Genomic DNA, 6,156 nt, shown 5'->3' on the forward strand with positions numbered 1-6,156 from the left:
TGAACTGGCCTAATGATTTTGGACACTTCAATCGGGCGCTATGATAGCGCCCAAATCTGAGGTGTTTGGTTATGCGTAAATCTTATTCGAGTGAGTTCAAGCTCAAGGCTGCCAGCATGGTGTTGGATGAAGGTCAGCCGGTTACCGAGGTGTGTGCCACCCTGGATATCGGCCCCACAGCCCTGCGCCGCTGGGTCGATCAAGTGCAAAAAGAACGCTTGGGCTCGACCCCGGTAGGGGCCAAGGCGATTACTGCTGATCAACGAGAAATCCAGAGGCTCAAAGCTCTGCTCAGAGAGAAAGACCTGGATATCGAAATTCTAAAAAAGGCCAGTGCTCTCCTGCTTTTGGACGCCAAAGATCATTCACGTTGATCGATGAGCTGGACGAGCAGTACGGCGTTAAAAGGTGTTGCCAGGCGTTTGGGGTCAACCGCAGTAGCTTCTACGCCTGGCGCCAGCGCCAAGGCAGAGCAAATCCTGAGAGGGATAAGCTCAAAGCCGCGCTGGTCAGGCACCACAAGGCGTCCAGAGAGTCGGCCGGTGCACGTACGTTGTCCAAGGAGCTACAAGCCAAAGGGCATCGTATCGGGCGTTATATGGCTCGCAGTTTGATGCGCGAAGCTGGCATCGCCAGCCGTCAGCGCAGGCGCCATAAGTACAGGTCGCCGGGCGTGGAGGCCTTGGTGGCGCCGCACGTGCTCAAGCGAAAATTTGATGTGACGGCGGTTAATCAGGTGTGGTGTGGCGACGTGACATATATCAAGGTCGGCAAGCGGTGGATGTACTTCGCCGCCGTTCTGGATTTGTACGCTCGCAGGATCGTGGGCTGGTCGTTCTCGATGATTTCTGATGCCAACCTGACCTGCGAAGCGCTACGCATGGCGGTTGAGCTACGCGGCCATCCCCAGGATGTGTTGTTTCATTCTGACCAAGGTTGTCAGTACACCAGTCATAAATTCCGAAACGAGCTGCTGAAACAGGGGTTTAGGCAGAGTATGAGCCGTAAAGGCGAATGCTGGGACAACGCCCCGATGGAGCGTTTCTTTGGCAGCTTGAAATCAGAGTGGGTGCCTGAAACGGGCTACAAACTGGAACATGAGGCCCGAGCAGACGTGCAGCGCTATGTCTCGCGCTACAACATCAGCAGGCCTCATAGCTACAACGACTACCGGTCGCCGGTCGTGAAGGAAAGGTTGGCGGCGTGAACCTTAATCAGTGTCCAAGATTACTTGACCAGTTCAAGCCCCCTCCCACACTTTGGATTTGTATTATCAGTCAGCGAATGCGTCCTTCAGGAAGCCCGGCGCGATATAGCGCTGGTAATGCGCCTCGGAAAGGATAAAGAACTCCCGGTCAATGGCATCGCGCAACTGCGGCAGCGTCCAATCGCGAAACTCCGGTAGCAGCACCATGCCGTAGGCCTCCAGGTTATTGATCACGCGCGCCCCACGCGCAATCAATTGGTAGGCCCAGCAATATTCGGACTGGTGCGGCACAAAGCGAATCTTGCGCTGCTCCAGTTGCCCGCGCAGCGTCTTGGGAGCGAAAACTTCGACTTTGCCGGCCATCACCTGCACCAGCAACTGTTCGAGCCTGAGCCAGACCGCGCGCTTTTCTTCTTCGTTATAGCCATTCCACTGGATTACCTCGTGGTGAAAGCGCTTGCAGCCGCGGCACACGAGATCGCCGTAGACCGTGGAGCACAGGCCGACGCAGGGGGTCTTGATGGTTTGGTTGGGCATGGGCGAAACACGCAAATCAGTGAAAACAGTGCGCCATGTTAGCCCTTTGTCTAAGGTTGATCACCCTGCAAACTTGGCAACGCAACTTACCTTTAGATTTTTTTTGCCGTAGAATCACCCGGCCTTGTAAGGCGCCAATAATCCGCTGGAAGCTGTTTTCAAAGCGTCACGAGCACAGTCGTTCCTTCAGAACGGTGTTGGCGCAGGTTTGACCCGGTAGGTCAACGCTTGCGCCAACCCTCATCAGCTCCGTTCTGCAGGCGTAAAACTTTGAAAGCAGCTTCTGTAAGGAATGCCGGCAGCGCTGGCTTTGCGGCCCAAAAAGCCCCCGAGCGCACGCGTGCCGGTCATTCCTGGATGAGCGTCCCGTGGGACCACTGATGAGGGTAATAACTGTGCTTGAAGCCTACCGCAAACATATCGAAGAGCGTGCCGCCCTGGGTATCGTTCCCCAGCCGCTTAACGCCGAACAAACCGCAGGCCTGGTCGAGCTGCTGAAAAATCCTCCGGCTGGCGAAGAAGAATTCCTCGTTGACCTGATCACCAACCGCATTCCACCAGGCGTTGACGAAGCTGCCTATGTCAAGGCCGGTTTCCTGTCCGCCCTGGCCAAAGGCGAAGCCACCTCCCCCCTGATCGACAAAAAGCGCGCGGTTGAACTGCTTGGCACCATGCAAGGCGGCTACAACATCGTGACGCTGGTCGAGCTGCTGGACGACGCCGAATTGGCGCCTGTCGCGGCCGCCCAGCTCAAGCACACCCTGCTGATGTTCGATGCGTTCCACGACGTGGCGGAAAAAGCCCGCAACGGCAACGAACACGCCAAGGGTGTGATCCAGTCCTGGGCTGACGGCGAGTGGTTCCGCAACCGCCCAACCCTGGCCGACAAGATCAGCCTGCGCGTGTTCAAGGTCACCGGCGAAACCAACACCGACGACCTGTCCCCTGCCCCGGACGCCTGGTCCCGCCCTGACATCCCGCTGCACGCCCTGGCCATGCTGAAAATGGCCCGTGAAGGCATCGTGCCGGACGAGCAAGGCAAGACCGGCCCGATGAAGCAGATCGAAGAAATGCGCGGCCAGGGCTTCCCGATCGCCTACGTCGGTGACGTGGTCGGTACCGGTTCGTCGCGTAAATCGGCAACCAACTCCGTACTGTGGTTCTTCGGCGACGACGTGCCTTACGTGCCGAACAAGCGCGCCGGCGGCTTCTGCTTTGGCAGCAAGATCGCTCCGATCTTCTACAACACCATGGAAGATGCGGGCGCACTGCCTATCGAGTTCGACGTCACCAACATGAACATGGGCGACGTGATCGACCTGTACCCGCATGCTGGCAAAGTCTGCAAACACGGCACCGACGAAGTCATCACCACCTTCGAAATGAAGACCCCGGTGCTGCTGGACGAAGTGCGCGCCGGCGGCCGTATCCCGCTGATCATCGGGCGCGGCCTGACCGACAAGGCCCGTGCCGAACTGGGCCTGGGCCCTACCGACCTGTTCAAGCTGCCTGAAGCGCCTGTCGACACCGGCAAAGGCTTCACCCTGGCACAGAAAATGGTCGGCAAGGCGTGCGGCCTGCCGGAAGGCAAAGGCGTTCGTCCAGGTACTTACTGCGAACCGAAGATGACCACCGTCGGTTCCCAGGACACCACCGGTCCAATGACCCGTGATGAACTCAAGGACTTGGCGTGCCTGGGCTTCTCGACCGACCTGGTAATGCAGTCGTTCTGCCACACCGCGGCCTATCCAAAGCCGATCGACGTGACTACCCACCACACCCTGCCTGACTTCATCATGACCCGTGGCGGTGTATCGCTGCGTCCAGGCGACGGCATCATCCACAGCTGGCTGAACCGCATGCTGCTGCCGGACACTGTCGGTACTGGTGGTGACTCCCACACCCGCTTCCCGATGGGCATCTCGTTCCCGGCCGGTTCGGGCCTGGTGGCGTTCGCCGCAGCCACTGGCGTAATGCCACTGGACATGCCGGAATCGATCCTGGTGCGCTTCAAAGGCAAGATGAAGCCTGGCATCACCCTGCGTGACCTGGTGCACGCCATTCCTTACTACGCGATCCAGGCTGGCCTGCTGACCGTAGAGAAGAAAGGCAAGAAAAACGCCTTCTCCGGCCGCATCCTGGAAATCGAAGGCCTGAACGACCTGACGCTGGAGCAGGCGTTCGAGCTGTCCGACGCTTCGGCTGAACGTTCGGCTGCCGGTTGCACCATCAAGCTGTCCAAAGACTCCGTCACCGAGTACCTGAACTCCAACATCACCCTGCTGCGCTGGATGATCGGCGAAGGCTACGGCGATGCTCGCACCCTGGAACGTCGCGCCCAAGCGATGGAAGCCTGGGTCGCCAATCCGGAGCTGATGGAAGCCGATGCCGACGCCGAATACGCCGAAATCATCGAGATCGACCTGGCGCAAATCAACGAGCCGATCCTCTGCGCACCGAACGACCCGGACGACGCCCGTCTGCTGTCCAGCGTTGCCGGTGAGAAAATCGACGAAGTGTTCATCGGCTCGTGCATGACCAACATCGGTCACTTCCGCGCAGCCGGCAAGCTGCTGGAGCAGGTCAAGGGTCAGCTGCCAACCCGTCTGTGGCTGTCGCCGCCGACCAAGATGGACGCTCACCAACTGACCGAAGAAGGCTACTACGGCATCTACGGCAAGGCTGGCGCACGCATGGAAATGCCGGGCTGCTCGCTGTGCATGGGTAACCAGGCACGCGTAGAACCGAATTCGACCGTCGTGTCGACCTCGACCCGTAACTTCCCGAACCGTCTGGGCGATGGCGCAAACGTCTACCTGGCTTCGGCTGAGCTGGCGGCAGTAGCTTCTACCCTGGGTCGCCTGCCGACTGTCGAAGAGTACATGGGCTACGCAGCGAAACTGGACACCATGGCCAGTGACGTCTACCGCTACCTGAACTTCGACCAGATCGCCGAGTTCCGCAAGATCGCAGCAAGCGCCAACATCCCGGTGATTCAAGCCTAAGATGTTGATGTAGGAAACGCCGCGTATCGCAAGGTACGCGGCGTTTTTTTTGCCTGGAACAAAGTATCAGCAACACCGCAAAACACATGTGGGAGGGGGCTTGCCCCCGATGGCGGCCGATCAGCCAGACATCTATCACTGACACACCGCTATCGGGGGCAAGCTGAACTGGTCAAGTAATCTTGGACACTGATTAAGGTTCACGCCGCCAACCTTTCCTTCACGACCGGCGACCGGTAGTCGTTGTAGCTATGAGGCCTGCTGATGTTGTAGCGCGAGACATAGCGCTGCACGTCTGCTCGGGCCTCATGTTCCAGTTTGTAGCCCGTTTCAGGCACCCACTCTGATTTCAAGCTGCCAAAGAAACGCTCCATCGGGGCGTTGTCCCAGCATTCGCCTTTACGGCTCATACTCTGCCTAAACCCCTGTTTCAGCAGCTCGTTTCGGAATTTATGACTGGTGTACTGACAACCTTGGTCAGAATGAAACAACACATCCTGGGGATGGCCGCGTAGCTCAACCGCCATGCGTAGCGCTTCGCAGGTCAGGTTGGCATCAGAAATCATCGAGAACGACCAGCCCACGATCCTGCGAGCGTACAAATCCAGAACGGCGGCGAAGTACATCCACCGCTTGCCGACCTTGATATATGTCACGTCGCCACACCACACCTGATTAACCGCCGTCACATCAAATTTTCGCTTGAGCACGTGCGGCGCCACCAAGGCCTCCACGCCCGGCGACCTGTACTTATGGCGCCTGCGCTGACGGCTGGCGATGCCAGCTTCGCGCATCAAACTGCGAGCCATATAACGCCCGATACGATGCCCTTTGGCTTGTAGCTCCTTGGACAACGTACGTGCACCGGCCGACTCTCTGGACGCCTTGTGGTGCCTGACCAGCGCGGCTTTGAGCTTATCCCTCTCAGGATTTGCTCTGCCTTGGCGCTGGCGCCAGGCGTAGAAGCTACTGCGGTTGACCCCAAACGCCTGGCAACACCTTTTAACGCCGTACTGCTCGTCCAGCTCATCGATCAACGTGAATGATCTTTGGCGTCCAAAAGCAGGAGAGCACTGGCCTTTTTTAGAATTTCGATATCCAGGTCTTTCTCTCTGAGCAGAGCTTTGAGCCTCTGGATTTCTCGTTGATCAGCAGTAATCGCCTTGGCCCCTACCGGGGTCGAGCCCAAGCGTTCTTTTTGCACTTGATCGACCCAGCGGCGCAGGGCTGTGGGGCCGATATCCAGGGTGGCACACACCTCGGTAACCGGCTGACCTTCATCCAACACCATGCTGGCAGCCTTGAGCTTGAACTCACTCGAATAAGATTTACGCATAACCAAACACCTCAGATTTGGGCGCTATCATAGCGCCCGATTGAAGTGTCCAAAATCATTAGGCCAGTTCA

General features: G+C 58.0%; 6 protein-coding genes. 3 read left to right on the top strand and 3 right to left on the bottom strand.

Going from position 1 to position 6,156, the window contains the following annotated elements; all coding sequences use genetic code 11:
* Positions 1–71: 71 nt before the first annotated feature.
* Positions 72–374, top strand: a complete 303-nt coding sequence (locus BFQ04_RS30335; protein ID WP_065949522.1) for a transposase — start codon at positions 72–74, stop codon at positions 372–374.
* A complete protein-coding gene (locus BFQ04_RS07050; RefSeq protein WP_065949523.1) occupies positions 371–1,207 on the top strand; it encodes an IS3 family transposase in 837 nt (278 codons plus the stop codon). The genes BFQ04_RS30335 and BFQ04_RS07050 overlap by 4 nt, the downstream gene beginning before the upstream one ends.
* Positions 1,208–1,273: 66 nt before the next feature.
* Here the strand turns inward: BFQ04_RS07050 and BFQ04_RS07055 are convergent, their stop codons facing one another.
* The gene (locus BFQ04_RS07055; protein WP_065950187.1) at positions 1,274–1,744 is read right to left on the bottom strand and encodes a DUF1289 domain-containing protein; all 471 of its coding nucleotides are present in this window, start codon (positions 1,742–1,744) and stop codon (positions 1,274–1,276) included.
* Between the two features lie 395 nt (positions 1,745–2,139).
* On the opposite strand from BFQ04_RS07055, the gene acnB reads away from it, so the two are divergent.
* Entirely contained in the window at positions 2,140–4,749 is a 2,610-nt protein-coding gene (gene acnB / locus BFQ04_RS07060; RefSeq protein ID WP_065950188.1) for a bifunctional aconitate hydratase 2/2-methylisocitrate dehydratase, read from the top strand.
* Positions 4,750–4,949: 200 nt separating this feature from the next.
* Here acnB and BFQ04_RS07065 read toward each other — a convergent pair whose 3' ends face one another.
* Together BFQ04_RS07065 and BFQ04_RS30340 are read right to left on the bottom strand one after the other, a co-directional pair.
* Complete coding sequence (locus tag BFQ04_RS07065) at positions 4,950–5,786, bottom strand: IS3 family transposase (protein ID WP_065949523.1); 837 nt, start codon at positions 5,784–5,786, stop codon at positions 4,950–4,952.
* A complete protein-coding gene (locus BFQ04_RS30340) occupies positions 5,783–6,085 on the bottom strand; it encodes a transposase (protein WP_065949522.1) in 303 nt (100 codons plus the stop codon). Before BFQ04_RS30340 ends, BFQ04_RS07065 begins: the two co-directional genes overlap by 4 nt.
* Positions 6,086–6,156 lie beyond the last annotated feature (71 nt).

The organism is Pseudomonas sp. 37 R 15 (assembly GCF_900004865.1).
Taxonomy (GTDB): domain Bacteria; phylum Pseudomonadota; class Gammaproteobacteria; order Pseudomonadales; family Pseudomonadaceae; genus Aquipseudomonas; species Aquipseudomonas fluorescens_AM.

Excerpts from the sequence above, each read along its gene's own strand:
- BFQ04_RS30340 (WP_065949522.1), bottom strand. The coding sequence starts at position 6,085 with ATGCGTAAATCTTATTCGAGTGAGTTCAAGCTCAAGGCTGCCAGCATG.
- BFQ04_RS30335 (WP_065949522.1), top strand. The coding sequence starts at position 72 with ATGCGTAAATCTTATTCGAGTGAGTTCAAGCTCAAGGCTGCCAGCATG.
- BFQ04_RS07055 (WP_065950187.1), bottom strand. The coding sequence starts at position 1,744 with ATGCCCAACCAAACCATCAAGACCCCCTGCGTCGGCCTGTGCTCCACG.